Genomic DNA, 23,000 nt, shown 5'->3' with positions numbered 1-23,000 from the left:
CGGACAGGAACTGGTTGACCGGTCAGCCGCGGGGCAGCGGCACGGCGACGAACCGGCTGGCGTCTTCGCCTTCAAGGCGCAGAAGCGCGGCCGCGCGGCCGCGTTCGGCGATTTCAGCGACGCGCTGCTCGATGTCGGCAGCCGATGCCACTGGCTGGTTGTTGACCTCACGGATGATGTCACCGGGGCGGATGCCGGACTGGAAGGCCGGGCTGTCGGGCTCGACGGAGGTGATCAGCACGCCTTCGCCGTCATCGGCCGGCACCACCGTCAGGCCGAGATCGTCCATCGAGGACGGCTCGACCTCGTCGGGCGTTGTGTCTGAGCGGGCGGCGGCGAAGGTCTGGAGCGAAGGCAGTTCGCCCAGTTCGACCGCCAGGTCGCGGCTGTCGCCGTTGCGCTGGACGGTGATCGTCACCTCGGTGCCCGGATCGAAGCCGGCAATGGCGCGCGACAGATCGCGCGGCCCGTCGATGGCATCGCCATTGACCGCGGTGATTACGTCACCGGCACGGATACCGGCGCGATCAGCCGGCGCGCCTTCTTCGGGGTCGGCGACGATGGCGCCCGACGCGTCGGCCAGACCGAGCGACTCGGCGATCTCGTCGGTCACCGGCTGAATGCGCACACCGAGCCAGCCGCGCTCGACATCGCCATCCTCCATCAGTTCGGCAACCACGTCGCTTGCGACCGAGGCAGGCACGGCAAACGCTATGCCGACATTGCCGCCCGACGGCGAAAAGATCGCCGTGTTAACGCCGACCACTTCGCCGGCAAGATTGAAGGTCGGCCCGCCGGAATTGCCGCGGTTGACGGCCGCATCGATCTGCAGGAAGTCGTCATAGGGGCCGGCGCCGATGTCGCGGCCGCGAGCGGAGACAATTCCCGCGGTGACCGTGCCGCCAAGGCCGAACGGATTGCCGACCGCGACCACCCAGTCGCCAACGCGCGTCGCATTGTCGTCGCCAAAGGTGACATAGGTGAAGTCGCGGTCGTCATCAACCTTCAGGACGGCCAGATCCGTGCGCGGATCGGCGCCGATCAGTTCGGCGTCCAGCTCGGTGCCGTCATTCATGATGACGGTGAACTCTTCGCCGTTTTCAATGACGTGATTGTTGGTGACGATGAAACCGTCGCCGGAGATGAAGAAACCCGAACCCTGGCTGACAGGACGGGCGCGGCGCGGGCGTTCGGGCTGGCGCTCGCCGAACCGGCGGTTCTCGAAATCGCGGCCACCGAATTCGCGGCCACCGAATTCGCGGTCGAAGAACCGGCGGAAGGGATGGCTTTCGGGCAGGTCCTCGAAGGGGCTGCCGCGATAGTCGAAACCGCGCGGCGAACGGTCGGACACATTGTCGATGCGGCTGCGCACGCGCACCGAGACGACGGCCGGCGAGACGGCATCGACCACATCTGCAAAACCGGGCGCGGCGACGGGTGCCTCCAGCCGAACGGCCTCGGCATAAGCGGGGTTTGCGAATTGGGCGGTGCCGTATCCGGCAAAGCCGGCGCCAACGACGGCAGCAGCGACGATGACGGTGGCAAAACGGGACTTCTTCATCGGTTTTCCATCCTCTTGAATTCCAAGCATGGCGCGACGGCGCCTTGGGACCCAATCTAGGAAGCCGAAGATTGCGCAAACATGTCCGTCAGATGAAAAATCGGTAAGGTTGGGTCACGGGCGTGTGAGCACCGTGTCGGCGGACGGGATGTCAGCCCCGCCCCGCCTCCACCCTGGTCACGACCGTCGCGTTGCCTTCCAGCGTCTTGTGCACCGGGCATTTGTTGGCGATTTCCTCAAGCTTACCGGCCAGTTCTTCCGGGACGTTGCCATCGACCGTGATCACCCGCTCGAACCGGTCGATCTTGCCGCCATTGGCGCGCGATTCCTCGGTGCAATCGGCGCAATCGTCGGCATGCACCTTGGCGTGGCTGACATCGACGGTCACGGTGCCCAGATCGAGCTTCTTGAAGCTGGCATACATGCGCAGCGTCATCGACGTGCAGGCGCCGAGTGCGGCCGACAGGAAATCGTAAGGGGTTGGCCCGGTGTCGGTACCGCCCACGGATGGCGGCTCGTCGGCGAAGAAGCGGTGCGTGCCGGCCTGGACAATGTTCTGGAATTTGCTGGCGCGGGTTTCGGTGACGCGGACATGCTCGATCGCCTCGATGCCCTGAGGCTCGTCCCTGGGAAGAAGGCGCGACGCCCAACCGGCAATGACTTCGGCGGCGAACTCCGCGTCGTCCGCGCCCGACAGCAGATGGTCGGCCTTGTCCAGAGACACGAAACTTTTTGGGTGTTTGGCCGCCGTGAAGATGCGCGTGGCATTGTCGATGCCGACCGTCTCGTCGATCGGCGAATGCATGACAAGCAGCGACGCGCGCAGCGTGGCGATCCGGTCGGTCAGGGCGGTTTCGCGCGCGGCATCGACAAACCCCTTGCCGATGCGGAACTTGCGCCCGGCCAGCGTGACCTCGGCGGACCCTTCGCGCTCGATTTCCTCGATGCTGGCTTCGAAATTGTGAAGGACATGTTCGGCATCGGCCGGGGCGCCGATGGTCACCACGCCCTTGACCTCGGGAATGTCGCCCGCCGCGGCCAGAACGGCCGCGCCGCCAAGCGAATGGCCGATCAACAGCATGGGCGCTTCGCCGCTTTCGCGCAGATGATCGGCGGCGGCGATGAGGTCGTCCACGTTGGAAACAAAGGAGGTGTTGGCGAACTCGCCTTCGGAGGAGCCGAGGCCGGTGAAGTCGAAGCGCAACACCGCCACCCCGAGCCGCGCCAGGTTGGCCGCGATGCGGCGGGCGGCGACGATGTCCTTGGTGCAGGTGAAGCAGTGGGCGAACAGAGCGTTGCCGCGCACCGGCCCCTCGGGTCTGTCGAACCGCGCGGCAAGCATGTGCCCGTCACGGGACCTAAAGGTGCGTTTTTCGACAGGCATGGCGACTTCCCCTCATGGTTGGGGACTACCTAGCCGTCGTTGCGCTCACCTTCATCTAAAATCTTTGCGACACGGGCTTGTTCCTCGGCGGTCAGCGCCTCACCGGCGCGTGACCGGCTGTGCCGGCGCCCGAACAGGAAGGCGGCGGTGCCGCCCAGCAGCAACATGATGATCGGCGTGCCCCAAAGGAGCGCGTTGCGGGCCGAAAAGGTCGGCCGGAGCAGAACGAACTCGCCATAGCGATCGACCACATAGGCGACCACCTCGTCGTTGGTGTCGCCGGCGACGAGACGGTCGCGGACCAGGACGCGCAGATCGCGCGCCAACTCGGCGTCGGAATCATCGATCGACTGGTTCTGACAGACCATGCAGCGCAGGCCGGCCGAGATATCGCGTGCGCGGTCCTCAAGCGCCGGATCGTCGAGGATCTCGTCGGGATTGACGGCATGGGCCGGCGCCGCGCCCAAGGCCGCGATCAGCGCGAGCGTTGCAACAAGACGCCTCATTCGGCCGGCTCCGCCCTTGCGGCGGCCAACGCCTCTTGACGCCTGCGGCGTGCGGCAACCGGTGCACCGATCCGAAGGCGCCGGTCGGAAAGAGAGATAAGGCCCGCAGCGACCATGACGACCGTGCCGTACCAGATCAGCGTCACCCACGGTTTCCACCAGATGCGCACCACGATGTCCTCGGACCCTTCGACGGCATCGCCCAGCGCCAGATAATACTGGCTGAACAGGCCGACAGTCTGAATGCCCGCTTCGGTCGTCGGCATCCGGCTTGCGACATAGACACGCTTTTCCGGCTCGACCGTTCCGATCACCCGGCCGTCGCGGCTGATCGTGAAGACGCCCTTGTCATAGGTGAAATTGGGACCCTTGCCCGGCGTCAGCGAATTGAACTCGACATCATACCCGGCAAAGCTCGTCGTCTCGCCCGGCGTCATGCGCAGCACGGTCTCGTCCTCGAGCGTGGTCACGCCGACAATGCCGAGCGTCGTGATACCGAGCCCGGCATGTGCGAGCGCGGTTCCCCAACTGGCGCGCGGCAGGCCCTTGAGGCGTGCCCAGCCGGTCGACCAGCCATTCTTGACGAACCCGGCCTTCTGCCAGACATCGGCGAACGAGCCGACAATCAGCCAGAAGGCGAGCGCGTAGGCAAAGGCGGACAGGACCGGCGCGTCATAGATCAGCCATGCGATGGCGAGCGCGGCCACCAGGGATATGGCGGCGGTCAGCCAGAGCCGTTCGGCGGCGGCGGCCAGATTGCCGCGCTTCCATGCCAGAAGCGGTCCGAACGGCACGGCCATCAGGAGCGGGATCATCAAGGGGATAAAGGTGTAGTTGAAATAGGGCGCGCCGACCGAGATCTTCTCGCCGGAGACCGCTTCCACCAGAAGCGGATAGAGCGTGCCGACAAGCACGGTCGCGGTCGCCGTCGTCAGGAAGAGGTTGTTGAGAACCAGCGCCCCTTCGCGGCTGACGGGATGGAACATGCCGCCATTGCGCAGGGTTCCGGCGCGCAGCGCGAACAGGATCAGCGATCCTCCGATGAAGAAGACCAGAATCATCAGGATGAACAGGCCGCGCTGAGGATCGGTGGCGAACGAATGCACCGAGGTCAGAACGCCCGAGCGGACGAGGAACGTGCCGAGAAGGGAGAAGGAAAAGGCGAGGATGGCGAGCAGGATGGTCCAGACCTTCATCGCCTCGCGCTTTTCCATCACCAGCGCGGAATGGAGCAGCGCGGTGCCGATCAGCCACGGCATGAAGGAGGCGTTTTCGACCGGATCCCAGAACCACCAGCCGCCCCAGCCCAGTTCGTAATAGGCCCAGTAGGAGCCCATCGAAATGCCTGCGGTCAGGAACACCCAGGACACAAGCGTCCACGGCCGCACCCAGCGCGCCCAGGCCGCGTCGATGCGGCCTTCGATCAACGCCGCAACGGCAAAGGAGAAGCAGATGGAAAAGCCGACATATCCGAGATAAAGGAGCGGCGGATGGATCGCCAGGCCAATGTCCTGAAGGATCGGGTTGAGATCGCGCCCTTCGAGCGGCGGCGGCGACAGACGCTCGAACGGGTTGGACGTCAACAGGATGAACAGCGCGAAAGCGACCGTCACCGAGCCCTGCACGGAGAGCACCGCCGCCTTGAGGCGCGAGGGAAGATTGCCGCCGAAGAAGGCGACCAGCGCGCCGAACAGCGCCAGCGTCAGTATCCACAGGAGCATCGAGCCTTCGTGATTGCCCCAGACGCCGGTTATCTTGAAAAGCAACGGTTTGTCGGAGAACGAGTTGGCCCAGACGTTGCGAACCGAGAAGTCGGACGTAACATAGGCCCAGGTCAGCGCTGCAAACGAGACCGCGACGACGAGGAAGGTGGCCACCGTCAGCGACGGCGCGACGGCAAGCATGCGCGCATTGTTGGTGCGCAGGCCGATCATCGGCACGATCATCTGAGCCAGCGACAGCGCCAGTCCCAGAACGAGCGCGTAATGGCCCAGTTCGACGATCATGTCCGTCACTCCCTAATAATCGCTGCTTGCCGGGGTTTCACCGGACGCTTCGCCCTTCCAGACGCCCTGTTCCTTGAGCGCGTCGGCGACTTCGCGCGGCATGTAGGTTTCGTCATGTTTGGCAAGCACCGTGTCGGCCCGGAACGTGCCGTCCGGTTGAAGCGTGCCTTCGGCGACGATTCCCTGTCCTTCCCGGAACAGGTCCGGCAGAATGCCGGCATAACGCACCGTTACCGCGTGATTTGCGTCTTCGATGGCGAAGCGAACCGCGGCATCGTCGAGCGTCTCCACCGAGCCCATCACGACGAGCCCGCCGAGCCGCAGCCGGCCCTCGTTTTCGGATGCGCTCGCCGTCGAGACGATGTCCGTCGGCGTGCGGAAAAAGGTGACCTGCTCGCTGAGCCCGGTCAGGACCAAGGCCACCGCACCGCCCAGAACGGCGAGCGCGGAGAAGATGACGGCAAAGCGCTTCTGCTTGCGGGTCACGGCCAGTATTCCTCCAAGTCCACCCCAAGGCCCTGGGCGAAAGCGCGCAGGCTCTCGAGCTCCTCGGGCCGGCCATCATAAGCGCTGCGGGCACGTTCTAGCGCGTCACGCAGGCCATCGTCTTGATCAAGGACAATCCGGGCGCGAATGAGGCGCTTCCAACCCTCCAGATCGTCGGGCTGGGCACGCAGCCGCTCGTCGAGCGAGGCCACCATGGCTTCGATCACCGAGCCGCGCTCATCGGCGCTCATATTCTGCATCTGCTCGATCGTCGCTTCGTCGAGCACCGGCGGACGGCCTGAAGTCTCCGCGACAGGCGCCGTCTCGTCGAGCCGCCCAAGGCTCTGTTGCGCGACGGCTCGCCAGGCCATGTCGGCGCCCTCATCGGCGGCCAGCGACGTCCATGCCGCGCGAGCGTCCTCATATTGGCCGATCTGCACGTCGGCCAATCCGACGAAGAATCGGGCGCGGGCGTCAGCGGGATTGGTGTCCAGTGCCCGCTCGAAAAGCGCCGACGCGTCGGCGGTGACGATGCCGCCAGCGGCAGTGACCATCGTTTCTCCAAGGCCCGAAAGCCGCTGTGGCGTTTCACCCAGAAGGCGGATCGCGTTGCGATAGGCGGTTTCGGATTTTCCCACCTCGCCGAGGCGGAAATAGACCGGCGCCAGCACGTCCCATCCGCGGCCGTCATCGGGATTGTCGCGCAGATGATCCTCGGCGCGCACGACAAGGTCCCGCAACTGGTCTTGGGTCTGGCTGCGCATGGCCGCAACATCGCGCATCGCTTCGAGCCGCATCGCCAAGGGTTGCGACTCATACCCCGGCGAACCGATGCCGGTATAGATGATCAGCGTCAGGCCGGGGACAAAGACCAGCGCGAACAGACCCAGCATCGCCAGGCCAGAGCGCGGCGCGCGCGCCGGTTTGCCCGCCGTTCCGACCGGTGACATCCGGTCCTCGACGGCGAGGATGCGCCGCGATATCTCGTTGCGCGCCTGCGCCGCCTCGACCGGCGAGATCGAACCGCGCGCTTCCTCGCCGGCCAGTTCTTCGAGTTGGTGGCGGTAGACGGCAATGTCGTGCTCATGGTCCTCGGCGCGATTGAGGTCGGCCGATCCACTGCCGCGCAGCATCGGCCGGAAGCCGATCACGATTGCCGCGGCGGTGAGCGCCAGCACTGTCAGCCAGAAAACCATGGTGACCAGATATCGCCAGAGCGCGGTGTTTCCAAGCAAAACCGGCTGCGACAAAGGTGCACCGGCACATCGGTTGCGTCAGGAAAGAAGGGTCCAGCTGCCGTCGGGGTTGCGACAGGCGGTGCCGCGGACGACCGAGGGGGTCACCGCTCCGGTAGTGACGGTATGGGTGTATTGCCGGCAATCCTGCGAGCCGACGCGGTAGGGCTGGGAGGCGACAACCTGCCCCGCAAGGCCGCCGGAGCGCCCCTGCCAGGTCACCAGATCGCCGGGCGCGGTGTATTCAAGCGCGCGATATTCGCTTTGAAGCGCGGCGATGCGGTCGGCGCGGGACAGGCGCGGAGCCTCGATACGACCGACAAGGCCACCGGCCAGCGGTTCGAGGAGGCTGGCAGCCGGAACTGCCGCACCGCCGCCGCCCGAGCCGGGCGTCAAGGGAAGAGCCGGACTTCCGCCCAGGCTGACACATCCGCCGAGGCCCAGCGACAATCCGCCCACAAGGACAAGTCTCGTCAGGGTGCGCGCCACGCCGGCCATCGTTCTGTCCGCCTTCGGTTGGTTCCGGTCGCCCGCATTTACGGGGCATTGATCGCCGCGGCAACAGGCAGATTCATGGCGCTGTACGTGCCCGAGGCAGGATCAGCGTGACGCGCAGGCCGCCCATCTCGCTTTCACCGAGGCTCACATGGCCCTTGTAGGCCTCCACCGTTTCGACGACGATGGAAAGACCGAGACCGGTACCCGGCTTGGTTTCGTCGAGACGTTGACCGCGCCTGAGCGCCTGAGTGCGCTGCCCGGCGGCAATGCCCGGCCCGTCATCATCGACGGAGATTGTGAACGACCGGTCATCTCCCGGCGTATTGGTGAGGCCGACCCGAATGCGTTCATCCGCCCATTTGCAGGCATTTTCGAGAAGGTTCCCGCATATCTCCTCGAAGTCCTCCTTCTCGCCGGCGAATGCTGGCGGGGCGGCCGGCAGCTCGAGGGCGATCGACTTGTCGGGATTGAGCTTGCGCATGACCTTGACCAACCGCCCCAGCGTCTCGGCGATATCGGTCCGGAAGGCGGTGCCTCCGGTCTGGGCGGCAATGCGCGCGCGATGAAGATAGTGCTCCACCTGAGCCTTCATGGCGTCGGCCTGGTCGGCAACCAGACGCGGATCGACGGGCTCGCCCCGATCCGCCTCGTTTTTCAGAACCGAAACCGGCGTCTTCAGCGAATGGGCCAGATTGCCGACCTGCGTCCGCGCGCGCTCGACGACCCTGCGATTGTTGTCGATGAGCATGTTCATCTCATCCACCATCGGCTGGATCTCGTCGGGATAGCGACCCGCCAGCGCGTGTTCCTCGCCCGCGTGGATGGCGCGCAATGCCTCCCGCACGCGGTTGAGCGGCCGCATGCCAAACACGATGATCGCACCATTGATCGCCACGAGCCCGGCTCCGAACAGCGTCAGCAGGAGCGCAATGTTCTGCCCCAGTGCGGCGATGGCCGCATCGAACTCGCTCTGGTTGCCGGCAAGCTGGAAGAAGGCGATCTCTCCGGCGGGGCCGATCTGGACTTCGGCCTCCAACACGCGCAGCCGATTGCCCGCCGGACCTTCGGTTTCGAACGTCCGGGTGAATTGTTCGTCATAGGGAACTTCGGCCAGCGAAGGGCCGGTGAGGAACTGTCCTCCAAGCGAAACCGACTGCCGTGCCGGCGCGTCCGAGCCGACCACGGCCACCTGCCAGTACCACCCAGACGCCGCTTCGCGAAAGCTCCGGTCGCCCAGATTGGGCGTGCCGGTCAGCGTACCGTCATCGGCGATGCGGAACGCGGCGATCAGGCTGAACAACTGCGCCTGTTGCAGGTCGGCAAAGCCGCGTTCGGCATTGAGCCGATACTGCGTGACCAGCAGCCAGCCCAGCAACGCGACGGCGAGCACCGTCCATACAGTGGACAGCGCGATCACCCGGTTGCGCAACGATCCTTTCACGGCGCTCAGCCGGCTGCAGGCGTTCCGGCCTGTTCGTCGTCAGGATCGCGCAAGCGGTATCCGAGCCCGCGCACGGTCTCGATGAGGTCGCATCCCAGTTTGCGGCGCAGGCGGCCGACAAAGACCTCGACCGTGTTGGAATCGCGATCGAAATCCTGATCGTAGAGATGCTCGGTGAGTTCAGTGCGGGAGACGACCGCAGACTTGTGGTGGATAAGGTAGGACAAAAGCCGGAACTCGTGCGAGGTGAGCTTGAGCATCTTGCCGTCGACCATCGCCTTGGATGTCTTGGTGTCGAGGACCAGCGGCCCGCACACCAGTTCGGACGTCGCATGTCCGGACGCGCGGCGGATCAGCGCCCGAACGCGGGCCAGCACTTCCTCGATGTGGAACGGCTTGGTGACGTAGTCGTCGGCGCCCGCATCGATGCCGGCAACCTTGTCGTTCCAGCGATCGCGGGCCGTCAGGATCAGGACCGGCATCGCCCGACCATCATCACGCCAGCGCTGGAGCACCGAAATGCCGTCCATCAGCGGCAGCCCGATGTCGAGAACGACGCAGTCATAGGGTTCGGTGTCGCCCAGGAAATGGCCTTCCTCGCCGTCGGCCGCGCTATCGACCACATAGCCGGCGTCTTCCAGCGAATCCTTGATCTGGCGATTGAGATCGGCGTCGTCCTCGACAACCAAGATGCGCATCGGACCGGCTCCCGTTGATTGCCGCCCACTCTAAGTCAGGCACGGCGCGGTGCTGTGCCTTTTATCACGACACTCACTGCGCAACAAAAATCTCCTCACGGCGCGGGCGCTCTCCGCCTTGGCCCTGATAGAGCAGCACCACCCGACACCCGTTCTGGCCGTTCTGCTGCGCCGCCTCGGCGCCCACCAGCGTCGCGCCCTGCCGGGCCGCCAGATTCTGGCCGAGGGCAAAACAGCTTTCGCTTGCCACTTCGACCGTGTCGCTGGCATGAGCCGGGCCGGCAAGTGCCAGTCCAACCATCAGCGCGCCGAATGTGAGTGCATTCCTGAACATCATGGCCCCTCTATAAGGGGTGTCAGATGAATGCAAACTGAATGGAACCGGCCAGTTTCGCTAACGGATTTGCGTGGTCGCGCCGATCCGCCCGAAGATCGCGACGGCGCCGGCGGCAGCCGAGACTAATTGCAGCACCGCGTCGGTCAGGCCCTCGCGCGCGGCCGCCTCGACCGGCAGGCCGAGAGCCGCGCCGCCGCTGGCGGCAATGGAGACGATCGCCGCCCAGATCGTGCGAGAAAGATACCAGGGTTTGCTTCCGGTCATGTCGGATCCTTTCAGGTGGGATGATCAATTGGGGGTCAAATGCAGGATCGTGCGCATCGCCAGGCCGTCGCCGACACGGGCGCTGACTTGCCTGATCTCGGCGTCGATCGCGTCCGGTACGGAACCGAAGATCGAGACGATGCCGGCTGGCGAAAGCGTCAGTGAAGACGCGTCGGGCTCAGCGGTATGGATTGGCGCCCCGCTGCCATCGAACAGCGTGACGCGATAAAGCTCGCGCTCCTCGCCGAGCGGAGTTGAGCCGCCGATCGCCACATCGCCGCCGATCCGGCTCCTGCGGATCCACGACAATTGGACCGCGCCGTCCGGCATAAGATGAGCGCGGGGATGAACCGGCGAGAGCGGCAGCAAGGCCCGCGTTCCGGCGATTGCCGTCAAGACTGTGAAGTAACGCGAGGAAAACGTCCTGCCGGCGGGGCCGATCCGCCAGTTGAGCGTTCGGCCGGCCTCTGCGGCGGTGAGCCCCGAAGGCGGGACGCGACGGTCCAGAAAGACGATCCGGCCGCCCGCCGGCGCGCCGGCAGCCGCGGCATCGTCGGTTCCGGCCTGACCGCGCAGAAGCTCCCAAAGACGCCACTCGCCGGGCGCCACTTCTTCCGCGAAGCGGAACTGGAGCACCTCGAACAGACCGCCTGTGATCTCGACCGCCAGTGCGTTGCGCCCGGCCAGCAAAAGTTCCCGGGTTACGGACGAAAACTCGCCACCGAACAGGCGGGCATGAACCGTGCTGGCACGGTCATACCGGCCCGGCGGGCCGGGCGACAACGGTGTCAGCAGCGTGCCCATGATCGCGTTGCCGGCAACCGTCTGGCGCAGTTCGAACCCGTCGGCGCCCGGCGATGACAGCACCGCGTGCGGACGATCAGGCACGGCGTGTACAGCGATCCGGTGATTGTTCTCGACGGTCGTTTGATCGAGCATGGGTAAGTCGAGCAGAACCGTTTCCGGCGGCCCGCCAAACCTGCCCGATGCTTCAGGTGACGCGGAGTGGACGGAAAACGCCGGCGGCATTGCCGGTGACAGCGACCGGACGATGGAGCGTGCCGTGATCTCAAGACGGTCCGTCAGATCGATCGCAGTGATGCGCCAATGGCCGCGCGGATTGTCGTCAAAGGCGACGACATCGCCCGGTTCAAGGCCCGCAAAGCGCAGCGGCAGATGGAATTTCAGCGTGTCGCGGCCAAACCAGAGACGATCCAGCATCGCGTTCGCGACGGCGAGCGCGCCTTCGGGATGCAGCGTACAAGGCAGATTGGCGTCAATCAGCATGGCGGACGGCCCATCCCGCCGGCGCGAACGTGCCGATTGGGTGCGGTAGTCGGTCAGCGCGTCGCGATAGCGGAGCACCACCTCGGAGGGCAATTCATCGGCTTGCCCCGATATCAGCGTGCGGTCGCCATGCTCCTTGCCCAGACAAAGCTGCGCGCGAGGAACCGCGACCGGTCGATAGTCGGGGTCGGCGATCCGGATCAGCGGTGCCTGGGCGTCGCCCGTGTCCGTTACAACCAGCCCGAACGCATCGACAAGCGGTTCGAGCGTCTGGCGGATGCTGCCGGGCGTCAGCACCGTCATGCCCTGCACAACGCCCCTGACGGCCTCGACATCGGGCGCCGGCAGGCCGTGATCTGCGAAGATGGCGCCGATCAGTCCCGCGAGCGGGGCGCAGCCGAGGCGCCCATTGATCCAGTGTCCGGTCAGCCAGTTCGGCCCGTCGCCCCAGATGGTGCCATTGCGCGGAAACTCGGGATAGGGCCGGGCGTCCCAAGCCCAAATGTACTGCCGTTCGGGATCGACCATCGGCACCGATGTGCCGGGGGCGACGGGGTTCGCTGGCGCGCCCACCTGGACCCAGTGCCTTTGATGCGCCGTCAGGAAGGCCCGCTGGACCCCGTCGCCGCGCGTGCCGGCCGAATGGTGCGGCCGTGCACTTTCGCTCGACTTGGGATCGGGGAAGACATTGGGTTGATTGGCGCCCGCATCGACGGCGGGGCATCCAGTCTCGGTCATCCAGATCGGCTTGCCATAGGGCACCCACGGCGATTGCGGCCCGGTCTCGGCGCCGCCACGCCGGTCGACGTGAACGTTCGACCACCAGGAGACCAGATCCTTGTAGCGATAGACCCATGGCTTGCCATGGGCTCCGTCGGTAATCGGCGAACGCATGCGGTCCGCACGGCCGGCATCGCTCGCATAGTACCAGTCGAAACCCTCGCCCGCCGCGATCACCGACTGCATCGCAGCCGCGTCATTGTCGGCGCGCATGCCATCGGGGTTGCCCTGGTCGGAAAACGCATCGGCCGCGCGCCAGTCGGACAGAGGCATGTAATTGTCAATGCCCACCGCATCGATCTCGGGCGCCGCCCAGAGCGGATCGAGATGATAGAAGACATCGCCCGAGCCGTCGGCCGGATGATAGCCGAAATATTCCGACCAGTCGGCGCCATAGCTCAGCTTGCAGCCCGGCCCGAGTATCGCACGAACGTCACTTGCCAGTTGGCGCAGCGCATCGACGAACGGAAACTGGTTGGACGCATTGCGCAGCCATGTCAGGCCGCGCAACTCGCTGCCGATCAGCATGGCATCGACGCCGCCAGCGATCTGTGCGAGGCGAGCCATGTGCAGGACGAGGCGCCGATAGCCCCAATCGGCGCCGGGGCCGGGAACCACCATCTCGCCGCTCACCGCCAGATCAGCGGGCTGCGTGGCGCCGACGAATGCTGCAACCTGGCTTTGCGCCGTCGCCGTCCCGTCCGCGCTGCCCGCCTGTGCGGGGCCGGGAAAACAGGTGATCCGGCCGCGCCAGGGATAGGGCGCCTGCACCGCACCGTCATAAGGGTCGGGCAGCGCGTTGTCCTGCGGAACATCCATCATGATGAAGGGATGCAGCATGACCGAAAGGCCGCGCGCCTTCAGATCGCGAATGGCTTCGATGACGGAGGCGTCAGTCGGCGTTCCGCCATAGGCGGGGCGGCCCTCGACCCGGCTGACCAGACGAGAATCGGCGCTCTGGCGGCTCAGACCGCTGACCTTCCAAAGCGGGCTTTCCTCGCCCATCTGGCGTTGTGTGACGCCGGGCCTGAGCGAACAGTCGCCAGCGCGCAGATCGTCACCGAACCATGTGACGATGAGCGAGACATGCTTCAGGTTCGGGCAGATCGCCTGCAATTCATCGATCGAGGCCGACCAGTCATTGCCCGCATAAAGGATGTGGCGATTGTGTTCGACCGTTTCGCCCGGACCAAGCTGGCTGATGGCGGAGCTTGGCGAAAGGCCGTGCTCGGTCGCGCCGGGAATGACCGAGACGGCGGTCAACCCCTTCTCGAGTTCGCCGACCGGCCGGATCACTTCGGCTTCGATCTGCGGAATGCGATTGCCGAAATCCTCGAGCGGAAAGCGCTCAAAGACCAGATAGGCGATATTCCTGTAGGCGGGGGTGTTGTCCGCGCCCTGCTTTACCTCAAGCAATGGGTCGGCCGTCTGTCCGGCTTCACCGGTGTGGACGCGTACGGTGATTTCAGTCAGGTCGATTTCGCGGCCGTCCGCCCAGACGCGCTTGACCATGGCAACCGGCCCTTCGCACAGGGCCACCGCGACATTGCCGAAATAGCTGTAGGTGGTGGTCGTGACCTTCGGACCGCCCTTGCCGCCCTGGCGTTCGGTCGTCGTCTCCTCCTCGAAACGCGTTGCCCAGATGACCGTGCCGGCGAGCCGCACATGGCCATAGGCGCGGGCTACCGGGACACCCTCCTCGGCCGTCATCGGCCGCTGTTCGGTCAGGCGCGGTCCCTCGGCATGCTGGCTGGCGCCGAACAGACGCTGGTCGATCCAGTAGCCAGCGAGGGCACCTGCAGCGGTGCCCACTGTGGCGCCGAACGTGCCGAATGCGCCGCCCAGCAACCCGCCGGCGGCCTGAAGCAGAAGCGTCGCCATCAGCGCGCTGCCGAAAAATCGCCGTGAAAGGGAAATGCGAACACCGCCGCCAGACGCCTTTGCCACCAGCCCGTCAGCGCGGTTTCGCAAACCGCGTGGCGCTCGCGCGCATGGATCATCATCGCCGGCCCCGCCATAATCGCCAGGTGCTTGGCGGCGACGTGGGGCGACCATCGGAAGACGAGAAGATCGCCAGCTTGTTCGTCCCCGACAAAGACAGCGCTGCAGCGGGCCTTGCAGGCGCCGAGCAGCGGTTCTCCGGCACCGGCGCTCTCAGCCCAATCGGCCGAATAGGAGCGGTCGTAGTCAGGCATCGCACCATAGACATCGGCCCAGACACCGGCGACGAGCCCAAGGCAATCGCAGCCGACGCCGCGCCGGGCCGCCTGGTGGCGATAAGGCGTGCCGATCCAGCGGCGCGCGGCCGCAACGATCGCCATGCGCAGCGGATCAGGGGACAAGGGGCCCGCCATCGAACACGGCGTCGGAATGAACATAGCTGAGCGCCCGGTCGTCGCCGGGCATGTGCGGGAACCCCTGAAAATTGAGCTGGTTGGAGAACTTGGCCTTGCACGTCGCGAACGTCTTGTCGCAGCCGGCGAACAGCGTCACCGGGTCGCCTGTCGCGGGCGACACGCCGACCGGTTCGCGCAGCAGAATGCGCATGATCGATGCATCGGACAGGCTGGCCGCTGAGACGGAAAGCATGTCGCCGGCGCGGACGCCGCCATCGAACCGCAACACGCCATGGTCGAACCAGCGGTCCGGGTGAACGCCGATCCCGGCCAGGTCGATCGAGCGGGCGCCGTCGCCGCCCGAAACGGTGCCCGAGGCGCTGTATCCCGGCGTGGCTGACAGTGCAAAACCGCAGCGTGCATCGCCGAGCCCGGCATCGCAATGGCGGGTGAAGAAGCGGCCGCGCGGCTGGTCGAGCGTCGCCGACAGACTGCGCAATTCGACCCGAAAGGCCCGGCCCTCGCGCGTGATCTCTCCGACATGGAAACGGCGCAGCAGGCTTGCCGTTTCCGGCGCTTCCCAGTTGACCAGATAGAGCGCGACATCGGCGCCGTCATATGCGCCGCGTTCGATGTCGGTTTCCGAGACTGCCGATGATGACAAGGCGCCCGAAACATCCGAGATGTCGCCACCCAGACCCATCGACGCCTCGGCCGCGCCGGCGGTGAACCCCGTCTGCGGCTCGCACAGCGTGCCGGCAATCATCAGCGGCCGGTCATGGTCGGTGAAGCCGAGCGAGGCGCCGTCGGTTCGCCGGACGATCCACGCCAGACAGACCGTGGTGGCATCGTTTTCCAGATGGGTCTGAAGATCGGGATGCAGGGTTCTCACGCGATCACCTCGGTCAGGACCAGGTCGTCGAGCGCGCCCGCGTCGGGGTCGGCGCGCGTGATCTGCAGCGATTGGTTCTCAAAACGCACCGGTACATCGAACAGGCAGCCGCCGGTGAGGGCGACGCCGGGGGCCGGAGCGGCCGAAAGAGTGACGATGCCCGTCGCCGCATCGACCGAAACCGAACCGGGATCGATGACGGATCCGTCGAGGGCCATGACCACGCTTGACGGCTCGGGCTTGCGGATGACGCGGCCGCTCGCGGTCGTGAGCTGAAATTGCGTTAGCGCGCCGTCGCCCGTGCCCAGATGTACGTCCGATGCATCGGGAACGCCGCCATCGGGTCCGGTCGAAGGTTCGACCGGATCGCGGAACCGGAAGGCATGCAACGGCCCGCCACGCGCCTCGAAGAACGTCAGGATGGCGCGGATTTCGGCCATCGGACGCGTGCCGACAGGGATCGTATATTGCCGCATCGTCTCGGCGGTCCGGCTGTTGCGGATCTCGTGACCCGAAGACAGGGCGACGACATCGATGTGCCGGCGGCTGGCGACATTGATGCCGAAAGGCAGGCGCGGAAGGAATGCGACATCGTGAAAATCGGCCATGGCCCGCTCCTCAGACGCTGCGCCGGCCGCGCATCACGGCGCGGGTGAGCGCCGCGCTGACCTGGGACCGGGAGCGCTCGAAGCCCCTTACGTCGGGTGTCGAAATGTTGACGACGACCTGCGCGGGGGCCTCGCTCGGTCCGCCCGCGGCGACACCCAGACGGCCGTCCGCACCGCGTCTGAGCGGCAGGATGGCCTCGGCACCGGCCTCTCCCGCAACACCAAATCCGTTGCCGTGCGGGAAATAGGCCGGTGCAGCCAGAACCCCGCCTCCGCCTGCAAAAAGACCGGTCGATGCGACCCCGCCCGCGGCAAACGGCTTTGCCGCGCCCAGTAACCCGCCGAGAACCGATCGGCCGAAACCGTCGAACATGGACTGCAGCGGCGCCAGGCCCCGGTTGAGTGCGTTGCGCGACATGCTCATGGCGATGCCGCGCAGAACGTCCTCCACCGACTTGCCCTTGATGACGATGTCGCTCAATGCGCCGGTCATCGTCTGGCCGAAGCTCTCGGCTTCGTTCTTGAGCGTCGCGAGCGCGGTTTCGAGCCCTGTCGTGTCGGCATCGACAGTGACGATCAGTTCTTCATCCATGGTGGTTCGGTCCCAGCTCGGAGGTGCCGCTATCGGGAAATGCCGACAGCAAATCCTCAAGTGTGCGGCGCGATGGCGCCAAGGTCCCGGCGCCGTGTGCAACCGACATGGCCGCCGCGAGTTCGCGTGGTGTCATCGCCCAGAACGCCTGCGGCGCAAGCCGCATGATGCCAAGCCCGAACACGATGGCGTCGTTCCAGGGAAAGGCGCGCCGCATCGATCAGTTTTCCTCGGCCGGGCCAAAGGTCGCAGCCAGCAATTCGCTGACGATCGCCGCATATCCGGCCAGCCCGCCTTCGGCCTGCATCTCGGCCACATCGTCGAGCGTGAATGTGTGGCCACCGCCTTCAAGGCCCGCATGGATGATGGTCAACAGGTCACGCGCCGACAGCCGGCCGGACGAAAAACGCTCGCCAAGAGCGCCCAGATCTCCGACGGCAAAGGCGCTTTCGAGTTTTGCCAACGCTCCGAGCGTCAGACACAGGCAACGGTCCTTGCCGCCCAGATTGGCGACAATCTCGCCGCGTCTGCGATTGACCAGCATCACAATGCTCCGAAGGTCAGTTCGCCGGCGGATTCAAGAGCCGTTTCGAACGTCACCTCACCATCATGGTTTCCGGCATAGTCGAGCGCGGTGATCGCGAACGCGCCCGAGATCGCTCCGAAATCGGGGATCACGATCTCCCACTGATCGATCGTGCCATCGAAGAAGGCTTGCCGGACAAGCGCATCGGACGCCGCATCCTTGAAGATGCCTGATCCGGAAATGGAGGCGCGCCGCACGCCCGCACCGCCCAGAAGCTCGCGCCACCGGCCGGCCGACTCCGTGTCGGTGATGTCGACGGTCTGCGCATTGAAAGCGATCCGCTTGGTGCGCAGTCCCGCCACGGAGACGAACGCCTGCTGACCGTCGTCGAAGAATTTCAAAAGGATGTCCTTGCCACGCTGGGCGGTCATGGGAGGTCTCCGTTTCGGATGTCGGGTTGTTCCGGATCACGCACCGGCCGCCGCGCACAGGAAACGCAACCGCAGCGTTGCGTGGAAGGCGGCCTGTCCGCGCTCATAGGCTGTCGATATGGCGACCGGCGTTGCCAGCACGATCCGTGTGGACTGGGCTGTCGCCGGGACCGCATCGGTCAGCGTGCTCTCGATGCCGGCAACGATCCGGTCGATATCGGTTCGGCCGGGACCGCGCGCATAGGCGTGAATGACGACGGACACCGCCTGCCCGCGCGCATCGTCGGTGCTCCAGTCCGCCACCTCGATCCGGCCGACATAGACGCTGGGCAAGGCGCGACGCGGCGGCGGCCTGTCGAAGACGCGCGGCGGATCGCCGAGATCGGCCACGAGCGCGGCATCGTTCGACAGCCGGTCGAGGAGCCAGGCGTGAAGATCGCCGGTCATGACCGCTTGTCCTCATTCTTAGCTGGAGCGCGGCCATTGGTTGACGCCTCGTCGGCAAGCCGCGTGGCGCGTTCGTCGGCGCGCGCCAGAACCGCCTTGCGCAGAGCGCCGACCAGATCGTCGACCGTGGTCCTGATGGCGGTCTTCACTGCGGCACCTCGCTGGTCGCGATGCAGCGCAGATGGCGCCCGCCCATGTCTTCGTCGTGCACCGTCTGGATGACGAAACGGTCGCTGCCCGCCACAAGACCCATGGCAGGCCGGACGCGGGGATCGGCGCGCAGCACGATGGTGCGCTCGGTCACCTGCTCTCCGGCGCCGGCGCGCAGCGGATCGGTGGCGCGTGACGAGGCGACCATGCCCCAGACGTGGGCGACATGGGTCCACATGTCGGTGAAGCCGCCCCGCCCGTCGGGCGCCGACGCCCATTCTTCGAGCGCAAAACGGACGCGCAGCCGGCCAGGATCGATTGATTGCGGCGCCATGGTCAGATGCCGATCCGGCGCCAGGCGCGCACCAGGCGCGAATAGGCCATCGGAACCGAAACGGGCTGCTCGCTCGGTCCGTAGCTGCCCCGGAATTCGTACCAATGGGCGACGAGGGTCAGGATCGCGCGGCGCAGCGTGTCGGGCACATCGGGTCCCGCGGGTCCGAAGCCGGCGCGGAAGTCGATCTCGACGCCGGTCATGGAGGCCGACAGGGATCCCGGCTCGAAGGTCAAGGTGGCCGGCCGCCGCATCGTGTCGAGCCGGTAGGCGCTGCCCTCCAGAACGTTCGGATCGCCGTCCGGGTCGTAGACTGTGACCGCAACGATCGCGGCAACGGGATGGCGCGGCAGCGAAACGGGCGCCGCCGGCGCCTCGGACAGCGAAAGACGCCAAGTCTGGTCGATCAGGGCGAGGCCCGTATCGTCGGCGATAAAACGCGCGGCGGCATCGACCAGTTCGGCGATCAGCGTGTCTTCTCCTTCATGGGTGACGCGCAGATGCGCCTTGGCGTCCGCAAGCGTCACCGGCGGAACGGCCGGCGTGCCGATGGGCATCAGAACCATTGTTTGTCCTTTGCGAAATGGATGCGAACGGCCCGGCAGGGAGGCGGACCGGGCCGTCCGCTGCGGCGTGAAGCGCGGGGGACGAGGCCGCGCCTATCAGCTCACGCCGAACCGGATCAGCTTGATGGCATCGAAGTCCTGGATGCCGCCTCCGACGCGCTTGGTGGTGTAGAAGAGCACGTAGGGTTTGGCCGAATAGGGATCGCGCAGCACCGAGACGCCGCGCCGGTCGACCACCAGATAGCCGCGCGCGAAATCGCCGAAGGCGATGGCAGGCGCGTCTGTGGCGATGGCCGGCATGTCTTCGGATTCGTGCACCGAAAAGCCCATCAGGGAAGGCTTCTGCTCCGCCGTTGCCGGAGGCTGCCAGACATAGTTTCCGTCCGCATCCTTGAGCTTGCGGATGGCGGCCTGGGTCTTGCGGCTCATCAGCCAGGATGCGTTCTGCCGATAGCCGGCCTTGAGCGTGAACACCGTGTCGAGCAGCACGCCGGTCGCGTCGTCGGCAGGCAGATCGCCGGCCGTGCCGGTTGGAACATAGCCGAGATTGCCCCAGCTCCACGCACTCTCGTCGACCATGGTGTAGTCGAGAAGGCCGCGCGGCTTGTTGACGCCGTCGCCATTGACGAAGGCCGTTCCTTCCTGCTCTGCGAATGCCGCCTCGACCTCGGCGGAAATCCACTGGTCGATGTCGACGGCGCTGTCCTCGAGCAGGGTCGCGGTCGCCGCCGGCATGGCGTAGAGTTCCATCGTTGGAAACTGCAGTTCGGCCAGCGTTCCCGCCGCCGTCTCGGGACGCGCATCGGTTTCGCCGACCCAGCCGACCGCAGGGCCGCTGACGGCGAACGGCTTTTTCAGCACCGCGCCGGTGACCTGGCGCACGGTCGCCAGCGCGCGAACAGGCGACAAATCGCGCAAGCGGGCTGCGATGGCCGTCTCGGTCTCGGGCGGCACGAGAAAACCGCCGTCGGGACCCGAACCATAGGACATGGCCTTGGCTTCGAGACGCCGCAGGCCGGTTTCGTCGCCGCCGCGCACATAGCGCTCGAAAGCGGCCTTGTGTTCGCTCGCGCCAGCAAAGGCGAAGCCGCCGCCGGCTGCCGGCCGCGCGGCCTTGGCGACCAGCCGTTCAAGCACTCGCTTTTGCTCGTCAACCGCCTGGTTGATGCGGTCCACCTTGTCGGCGGAGACCGGATCCTCGCCGAGCTGGCTCTCCAACTCGCGCAGACGTTCGTCATTGGCCTGCTTGAACGCGTCGAAGGCCCGCATGAAATCGTCGAACGCCTCGGCGACATCCTGTGCATGGGAGACGGGCATGGGTTTGGCCGCGGGCATGGCCGGCGCGGCCGAGGCGGCCTTTCGCGCCGGAGCCATGCGGCACGTTTGGAGGGTGCTCATGATCGCAGTTCCTTGGTCTTGAGTGTGAGATGATCGGCGGCACGGCGGATGGTGCTCGCAAGCACAAGGCCGTCCTGCGCACCGGTTCCGGACGCGGCTTCCCGCCCGCGATCCAATGCGGCAAACCCCTTGGTGATGACCGTGCGGGCCTGCCGTCTGGTCAGCCCGGCATCGCGCACGAGCCAACGTTCGAAGTCCCGAACCGTCGGCAGGGTCGGCGCGGCCTTGACGGCCGCCACCCGTGCCTCGGGCAACATCGGGAAGGTGACGACGGAAATCTCCCAGAGATCGGCTTCGAGAATGTGGCGTGCGCCGGTGGCTGCATCGGTCTTGGCACGCACCGTCTTGAAGCCGATCGACAGGCCGTCGAGACCGCCCGCCTGCATCAGCGCCAGCACCTCGCGGCCCCGCGCGACTTCGGTGCTGATCCGGCCACAAACCTTCAGGCCGTGCGCATCCTCCTCGACCGACAGCCAGTGGCCGATCGGCTCGTCGGGATTGTGCTGGAACAGCATGCGGATGCCGCCGGCGCCCCTTTCGGCCAGCGATTTCGTGAACGCGCCGGCGGCGACCACTTCCTGACCCAGATCGACCGCGCCGAACACGGACGCATAGCCGGTGAACGTGCCTGTCTCATCGACATCGCCCAGTTCGGTCGCGGCGAATTTGCGATCAAGAGGGATCATCGGGCTTCCTTGTGCCGTTTTTTCCTTTCGGGCTGCCGCCGCGGTCGGCAAAGCGGATCGCCAGACCCATCGCCCACCAGATACTGACCGAGGCAAGCGCGGCGCCCATCAGTACGGTTTCGAACTCGCTGAGCACGTCCGCGATCGCCAGGCGTTCGGCGACCGCGACGCCGGCCGTGGTGCCGAAGACGACACCGCCGGTCACGCCGGTCATAAACCGCAACGCGGCCTCGCGGCGCGAGCGCGGAAACAGATAGGCGAGCGAGATCGCCGAGCCGGCGATCGCGCCGGCCAGCTTGGCGAGCCACACCGTGCCCGCCGGGTTGATGTCGGTCATGATGGTCAGCCGTTCCGTGTCGGCGTCGGCGCATAGCCGACCGCTTCACGTTTTTCGGTGTCCGTCAGGAAGGAGGCCGCTTCGAGCCGCGCCCATAGCGCGTCGCGCTCGGCCGCCAGCCCTTCGACCCGGTCGAGATCAATGCCAATCCGCATGCGCCCCGGATAGAGAGGCGCCAGCCAGCCCGAGAGCGCTTCGACCGTCCGGCGGACCAGCGGCAGAACCGTCAGGCGGTAGAAGGCGCGCTGTGCCTCCTGATAGTTGGAATAGGTGTTGTCGCCGGGAATGCCCAGGAGCATCGGCGGCACGCCGAAGGCGAGCGCGATGTCGCGGCTGGCCGAGTTCTTGGCTTCGATGAAGTCCATGTCGCGCGGCGTCAGGCCCATCGCCTTCCAGTCAAGCCCGCCTTCGAGCAGCAGCGGGCGGCCCGCATTGAGCGCGCCCGAATAGCCGTCGGCAAGTTCGCGCTTGAGCTGGTCATATTGCTCGGCCGTCAGGGTCGAGCCGTCGCCCGGCGCGTAGATCAGAGCGCCCGATGGCCGCGCCGCATTGTCGAGCAGCGCCTTGTTCCATTGGGCGGCGGCATTGTGGACGTCGAGCGCCATCAGCGCGGCCTCGAGCGGAGCGAATCCATCGGTCTCGCTGAGCGGATTGTAGAGCGACAGATGCACGACAGCCGGCGCGCGGCCGTCATCGTCCATGCCGATCGTGCGCGCTCCGTCGGCACCTTCGATGATGCAGCGGGCCGGCCATCCGCGCTCGTCATGCTCGATCCGCACGCGGTCGGGCCGGATCGCATGCAGCCGCATCCGGCCGTCGGCCGCCTCGACGCGTTCCAGATAGGCATTGCCTGACAGAAGCAGGTTGCCGAACAGCGTCTCGGCCAATGCGGTTCGCGACTGGCCGAGATTGGGGCGTTCGAGCGTGTCCACAAGCGGATGTTCGGCAAGGTCGCGGTCGCCTTCCTGCACGCTCCAGGGGACGGCGGCAGCGGCCTCCGACACCATCCGCACACACCGGTGCACGATCGGATTGCGCATGAACCCTTCGCGTGCCAGGGCGGAGAAGGAGGCATGCGTCCAGCCGGCATCGAGCATGGTGTGCATGGCGACAAAGCCCTGCGCGATGGCCGACTTGTGTTCAGGCACAGTGTTGCCCGCCGGATGCGTGTCGGCGGCGTTTGCGCGTGCCCGCCATCGACCGAGCATGGTCTT

At 66.1% G+C, this 23,000-nt stretch carries 27 protein-coding genes; all 27 read right to left on the bottom strand.

All coding sequences use genetic code 11. From position 1 onward, the window contains the following. Positions 1 to 22: 22 nt before the first annotated feature. A complete protein-coding gene (locus tag ACOQOU_RS14955) occupies positions 23 to 1,561 on the bottom strand; it encodes a Do family serine endopeptidase (RefSeq protein WP_306024558.1) in 1,539 nt (512 codons plus the stop codon). 151 nt (positions 1,562 to 1,712) lie between these two features. Beyond that, the gene (locus ACOQOU_RS14950) at positions 1,713 to 2,945 is read right to left on the bottom strand and encodes a bifunctional alpha/beta hydrolase/OsmC family protein (RefSeq protein ID WP_109767279.1); all 1,233 of its coding nucleotides are present in this window, start codon (positions 2,943 to 2,945) and stop codon (positions 1,713 to 1,715) included. 29 nt (positions 2,946 to 2,974) lie between these two features. Beyond that, positions 2,975 to 3,451: a cytochrome c-type biogenesis protein gene (locus ACOQOU_RS14945; RefSeq protein ID WP_306024557.1), complete on the bottom strand. Its 477-nt coding sequence runs from the start codon at positions 3,449 to 3,451 to the stop codon at positions 2,975 to 2,977. Continuing rightward, positions 3,448 to 5,457 (bottom strand): heme lyase CcmF/NrfE family subunit, encoded by a 2,010-nt coding sequence (locus ACOQOU_RS14940; RefSeq protein WP_306024556.1) that lies wholly within the window; start codon positions 5,455 to 5,457, stop codon positions 3,448 to 3,450. Before ACOQOU_RS14940 ends, ACOQOU_RS14945 begins: the two co-directional genes overlap by 4 nt. 12 nt (positions 5,458 to 5,469) lie before the next feature. After that, complete coding sequence (gene ccmE / locus ACOQOU_RS14935; protein WP_109767282.1) at positions 5,470 to 5,943, bottom strand: cytochrome c maturation protein CcmE; 474 nt, start codon at positions 5,941 to 5,943, stop codon at positions 5,470 to 5,472. Further along, the gene (gene ccmI, locus ACOQOU_RS14930) at positions 5,940 to 7,178 is read right to left on the bottom strand and encodes a c-type cytochrome biogenesis protein CcmI (RefSeq protein ID WP_158585247.1); all 1,239 of its coding nucleotides are present in this window, start codon (positions 7,176 to 7,178) and stop codon (positions 5,940 to 5,942) included. The genes ccmE and ccmI overlap by 4 nt, the downstream gene beginning before the upstream one ends. 39 nt (positions 7,179 to 7,217) lie before the next feature. Beyond that, on the bottom strand, positions 7,218 to 7,676 hold the full coding sequence (locus ACOQOU_RS14925; RefSeq protein ID WP_109767284.1) for a hypothetical protein: 459 nt from the start codon (positions 7,674 to 7,676) through the stop codon (positions 7,218 to 7,220). Between the two features lie 73 nt (positions 7,677 to 7,749). Continuing rightward, on the bottom strand, positions 7,750 to 9,117 hold the full coding sequence (locus ACOQOU_RS14920) for an ATP-binding protein (RefSeq protein WP_147393310.1): 1,368 nt from the start codon (positions 9,115 to 9,117) through the stop codon (positions 7,750 to 7,752). A 5-nt stretch (positions 9,118 to 9,122) separates the two neighbouring features. Next, positions 9,123 to 9,815, bottom strand: a complete 693-nt coding sequence (locus ACOQOU_RS14915; RefSeq protein ID WP_109767286.1) for a response regulator transcription factor — start codon at positions 9,813 to 9,815, stop codon at positions 9,123 to 9,125. 73 nt (positions 9,816 to 9,888) lie between these two features. Next, a complete protein-coding gene (locus ACOQOU_RS14910; RefSeq protein ID WP_109767287.1) occupies positions 9,889 to 10,152 on the bottom strand; it encodes a hypothetical protein in 264 nt (87 codons plus the stop codon). A gap of 57 nt (positions 10,153 to 10,209) precedes the next feature. Then, complete coding sequence (locus tag ACOQOU_RS14905; RefSeq protein ID WP_109767288.1) at positions 10,210 to 10,416, bottom strand: hypothetical protein; 207 nt, start codon at positions 10,414 to 10,416, stop codon at positions 10,210 to 10,212. 24 nt (positions 10,417 to 10,440) lie between these two features. After that, positions 10,441 to 14,364 carry a baseplate multidomain protein megatron gene (locus ACOQOU_RS14900; RefSeq protein WP_306024555.1) on the bottom strand — a complete coding sequence of 1,308 codons (3,924 nt, stop codon included), beginning with the start codon at positions 14,362 to 14,364 and terminating at the stop codon, positions 10,441 to 10,443. Further along, the gene (locus ACOQOU_RS14895) at positions 14,364 to 14,825 is read right to left on the bottom strand and encodes an NlpC/P60 family protein (RefSeq protein ID WP_306024554.1); all 462 of its coding nucleotides are present in this window, start codon (positions 14,823 to 14,825) and stop codon (positions 14,364 to 14,366) included. The genes ACOQOU_RS14900 and ACOQOU_RS14895 overlap by 1 nt, the downstream gene beginning before the upstream one ends. Continuing rightward, positions 14,815 to 15,711, bottom strand: a complete 897-nt coding sequence (locus ACOQOU_RS14890) for a DUF2163 domain-containing protein (protein WP_158585246.1) — start codon at positions 15,709 to 15,711, stop codon at positions 14,815 to 14,817. The genes ACOQOU_RS14895 and ACOQOU_RS14890 overlap by 11 nt, the downstream gene beginning before the upstream one ends. Next, positions 15,708 to 16,319, bottom strand: a complete 612-nt coding sequence (locus ACOQOU_RS14885; protein WP_109767292.1) for a TIGR02217 family protein — start codon at positions 16,317 to 16,319, stop codon at positions 15,708 to 15,710. Before ACOQOU_RS14885 ends, ACOQOU_RS14890 begins: the two co-directional genes overlap by 4 nt. A gap of 10 nt (positions 16,320 to 16,329) precedes the next feature. Beyond that, positions 16,330 to 16,911, bottom strand: a complete 582-nt coding sequence (locus ACOQOU_RS14880) for a phage tail tape measure protein (protein ID WP_306024553.1) — start codon at positions 16,909 to 16,911, stop codon at positions 16,330 to 16,332. After that, on the bottom strand, positions 16,904 to 17,128 hold the full coding sequence (locus tag ACOQOU_RS14875; RefSeq protein ID WP_109767294.1) for a rcc01693 family protein: 225 nt from the start codon (positions 17,126 to 17,128) through the stop codon (positions 16,904 to 16,906). Before ACOQOU_RS14875 ends, ACOQOU_RS14880 begins: the two co-directional genes overlap by 8 nt. A gap of 3 nt (positions 17,129 to 17,131) precedes the next feature. Beyond that, a complete protein-coding gene (locus ACOQOU_RS14870; protein ID WP_196780349.1) occupies positions 17,132 to 17,458 on the bottom strand; it encodes a gene transfer agent family protein in 327 nt (108 codons plus the stop codon). Beyond that, positions 17,455 to 17,868 (bottom strand): phage major tail protein, TP901-1 family, encoded by a 414-nt coding sequence (locus ACOQOU_RS14865; protein WP_109767295.1) that lies wholly within the window; start codon positions 17,866 to 17,868, stop codon positions 17,455 to 17,457. Before ACOQOU_RS14865 ends, ACOQOU_RS14870 begins: the two co-directional genes overlap by 4 nt. A gap of 36 nt (positions 17,869 to 17,904) precedes the next feature. Then, a complete protein-coding gene (locus ACOQOU_RS14860; protein WP_306024552.1) occupies positions 17,905 to 18,315 on the bottom strand; it encodes a DUF3168 domain-containing protein in 411 nt (136 codons plus the stop codon). Further along, positions 18,312 to 18,464: a hypothetical protein gene (locus ACOQOU_RS14855; RefSeq protein ID WP_158585245.1), complete on the bottom strand. Its 153-nt coding sequence runs from the start codon at positions 18,462 to 18,464 to the stop codon at positions 18,312 to 18,314. The genes ACOQOU_RS14860 and ACOQOU_RS14855 overlap by 4 nt, the downstream gene beginning before the upstream one ends. Continuing rightward, positions 18,461 to 18,799, bottom strand: coding sequence for a head-tail adaptor protein (locus tag ACOQOU_RS14850; protein ID WP_306024551.1), 339 nt, complete (start codon positions 18,797 to 18,799; stop codon positions 18,461 to 18,463). The genes ACOQOU_RS14855 and ACOQOU_RS14850 overlap by 4 nt, the downstream gene beginning before the upstream one ends. 2 nt (positions 18,800 to 18,801) lie before the next feature. Next, a complete protein-coding gene (locus ACOQOU_RS14845) occupies positions 18,802 to 19,365 on the bottom strand; it encodes a head-tail connector protein (RefSeq protein WP_306024550.1) in 564 nt (187 codons plus the stop codon). Positions 19,366 to 19,461: 96 nt separating this feature from the next. Next, positions 19,462 to 20,700 (bottom strand): phage major capsid protein, encoded by a 1,239-nt coding sequence (locus tag ACOQOU_RS14840; RefSeq protein WP_245412874.1) that lies wholly within the window; start codon positions 20,698 to 20,700, stop codon positions 19,462 to 19,464. 59 nt (positions 20,701 to 20,759) lie between these two features. Further along, positions 20,760 to 21,449 carry an HK97 family phage prohead protease gene (locus tag ACOQOU_RS14835; RefSeq protein WP_109767300.1) on the bottom strand — a complete coding sequence of 230 codons (690 nt, stop codon included), beginning with the start codon at positions 21,447 to 21,449 and terminating at the stop codon, positions 20,760 to 20,762. Then, positions 21,436 to 21,786 carry a DUF6107 family protein gene (locus ACOQOU_RS14830; RefSeq protein WP_109767301.1) on the bottom strand — a complete coding sequence of 117 codons (351 nt, stop codon included), beginning with the start codon at positions 21,784 to 21,786 and terminating at the stop codon, positions 21,436 to 21,438. Before ACOQOU_RS14830 ends, ACOQOU_RS14835 begins: the two co-directional genes overlap by 14 nt. Before the next feature lie 5 nt (positions 21,787 to 21,791). Beyond that, a complete protein-coding gene (locus tag ACOQOU_RS14825; RefSeq protein WP_306024866.1) occupies positions 21,792 to 22,994 on the bottom strand; it encodes a phage portal protein in 1,203 nt (400 codons plus the stop codon). Positions 22,995 to 23,000 lie beyond the last annotated feature (6 nt).

The organism is Oceaniradius stylonematis, from assembly GCF_965223445.1.
GTDB classification, from domain to species: Bacteria; Pseudomonadota; Alphaproteobacteria; order Rhizobiales; family Rhizobiaceae; genus Roseitalea; species Roseitalea stylonematis.
The sequence above is the reverse complement of the archived record's forward strand: the minus strand, read 5'-3'. Positions and strand labels throughout refer to the sequence as shown.

What these genes read in the sequence shown, in the direction of transcription:
- ACOQOU_RS14905 (WP_109767288.1), bottom strand. Translation starts at nt 10,416, where the DNA reads ATGACCGGAAGCAAACCCTGGTATCTTTCTCGCACGATCTGGGCGGCG.
- ACOQOU_RS14915 (WP_109767286.1), bottom strand. Translation starts at nt 9,815, where the DNA reads ATGCGCATCTTGGTTGTCGAGGACGACGCCGATCTCAATCGCCAGATC.
- ACOQOU_RS14825 (WP_306024866.1), bottom strand. Translation starts at nt 22,994, where the DNA reads ATGCTCGGTCGATGGCGGGCACGCGCAAACGCCGCCGACACGCATCCG.
- ACOQOU_RS14835 (WP_109767300.1), bottom strand. Translation starts at nt 21,449, where the DNA reads ATGATCCCTCTTGATCGCAAATTCGCCGCGACCGAACTGGGCGATGTC.
- ACOQOU_RS14860 (WP_306024552.1), bottom strand. Translation starts at nt 18,315, where the DNA reads ATGACCGGCGATCTTCACGCCTGGCTCCTCGACCGGCTGTCGAACGAT.
- ACOQOU_RS14945 (WP_306024557.1), bottom strand. Translation starts at nt 3,451, where the DNA reads ATGAGGCGTCTTGTTGCAACGCTCGCGCTGATCGCGGCCTTGGGCGCG.
- ACOQOU_RS14885 (WP_109767292.1), bottom strand. Translation starts at nt 16,319, where the DNA reads ATGGCCGATTTTCACGATGTCGCATTCCTTCCGCGCCTGCCTTTCGGC.
- ACOQOU_RS14900 (WP_306024555.1), bottom strand. Translation starts at nt 14,364, where the DNA reads ATGGCGACGCTTCTGCTTCAGGCCGCCGGCGGGTTGCTGGGCGGCGCA.
- ACOQOU_RS14850 (WP_306024551.1), bottom strand. Translation starts at nt 18,799, where the DNA reads ATGGCGCCGCAATCAATCGATCCTGGCCGGCTGCGCGTCCGTTTTGCG.
- ACOQOU_RS14875 (WP_109767294.1), bottom strand. Translation starts at nt 17,128, where the DNA reads ATGCGGCGCGCCTTTCCCTGGAACGACGCCATCGTGTTCGGGCTTGGC.
- ACOQOU_RS14925 (WP_109767284.1), bottom strand. Translation starts at nt 7,676, where the DNA reads ATGGCCGGCGTGGCGCGCACCCTGACGAGACTTGTCCTTGTGGGCGGA.
- ACOQOU_RS14955 (WP_306024558.1), bottom strand. Translation starts at nt 1,561, where the DNA reads ATGAAGAAGTCCCGTTTTGCCACCGTCATCGTCGCTGCTGCCGTCGTT.
- ACOQOU_RS14940 (WP_306024556.1), bottom strand. Translation starts at nt 5,457, where the DNA reads ATGATCGTCGAACTGGGCCATTACGCGCTCGTTCTGGGACTGGCGCTG.
- ACOQOU_RS14865 (WP_109767295.1), bottom strand. Translation starts at nt 17,868, where the DNA reads ATGACCGCCCAGCGTGGCAAGGACATCCTTTTGAAATTCTTCGACGAC.
- ACOQOU_RS14845 (WP_306024550.1), bottom strand. Translation starts at nt 19,365, where the DNA reads ATGGTTCTGATGCCCATCGGCACGCCGGCCGTTCCGCCGGTGACGCTT.
- ACOQOU_RS14830 (WP_109767301.1), bottom strand. Translation starts at nt 21,786, where the DNA reads ATGACCGACATCAACCCGGCGGGCACGGTGTGGCTCGCCAAGCTGGCC.
- ACOQOU_RS14910 (WP_109767287.1), bottom strand. Translation starts at nt 10,152, where the DNA reads ATGATGTTCAGGAATGCACTCACATTCGGCGCGCTGATGGTTGGACTG.
- ACOQOU_RS14840 (WP_245412874.1), bottom strand. Translation starts at nt 20,700, where the DNA reads ATGCCCGCGGCCAAACCCATGCCCGTCTCCCATGCACAGGATGTCGCC.
- ACOQOU_RS14950 (WP_109767279.1), bottom strand. Translation starts at nt 2,945, where the DNA reads ATGCCTGTCGAAAAACGCACCTTTAGGTCCCGTGACGGGCACATGCTT.
- ACOQOU_RS14880 (WP_306024553.1), bottom strand. Translation starts at nt 16,911, where the DNA reads ATGGATGAAGAACTGATCGTCACTGTCGATGCCGACACGACAGGGCTC.